The sequence below is a fragment of the Streptomyces humi genome, from assembly GCF_001005085.2.
GTDB classification, from domain to species: Bacteria; Actinomycetota; Actinomycetes; order Streptomycetales; family Streptomycetaceae; genus Streptomyces; species Streptomyces humi.
The window spans coordinates 1-620 of sequence record NZ_LBMU02000209.1; the positions used below are offsets into that span (position 1 = coordinate 1).

The window sequence follows — 620 nt, forward strand, 5'->3', positions numbered from 1 at the left end:
GCGCGACGGCCGGATCGTGGTCGTCGGGGCGTCCCTGGCGGGGTTGCGGGCGGCGGAGTGCCTGCGTGACGAGGGGTTCACCGGGTCGCTGACGATGATCGGCGACGAGCTGGGGGAGCCGTACGACCGTCCGCCGTTGTCGAAACAGGTGCTGACGGGGTGGGTGCCCGCCGACGGCACCAGGTTGCCGCGGCGTCGTGACGTCGACGCGGAGTGGCTGCTGGGGGTGCCGGCGAGCGGGCTGGATCTGGCCGGCAACCGGGTGCGGCTCGCCGACGGCCGACAGGTGCCCTTCGACCGGGTGCTGATCGCCACCGGGGTGCGGGCCCGGCCGTGGTTCGTCGAGTCGGAGGCCGCGCTGGACGGGGTGTTCGTGGTGCGGACCCGTGAGCACGCCGAGGGTCTGCGGCGGGCGCTCGCCGCCGGGCCGTCCCGGGTGCTGGTCATCGGGGCGGGGTTCACCGGTTCCGAGATCGCCTCCGTCTGCCGGGAGCGGGACATCCCGGTGACCGTCGCCGAACTCGCGCCGTATCCGCTGGTGGGGGCGCTGGGTGCGATGGTCGGCGAGGTGGCGGCCGACCTCCAGCGCGCGCACGGCGTGGACCTGCGGTGCGGGGTCA

At 75.2% G+C, this 620-nt stretch carries 1 protein-coding gene; it reads left to right on the forward strand.

Features of this window, described 5'->3' with window-relative positions:
- A partial coding sequence (locus tag AAW13_RS43945; RefSeq protein ID WP_143145132.1) for an FAD-dependent oxidoreductase occupies positions 1-620 on the forward strand: 620 nt, incomplete at both ends.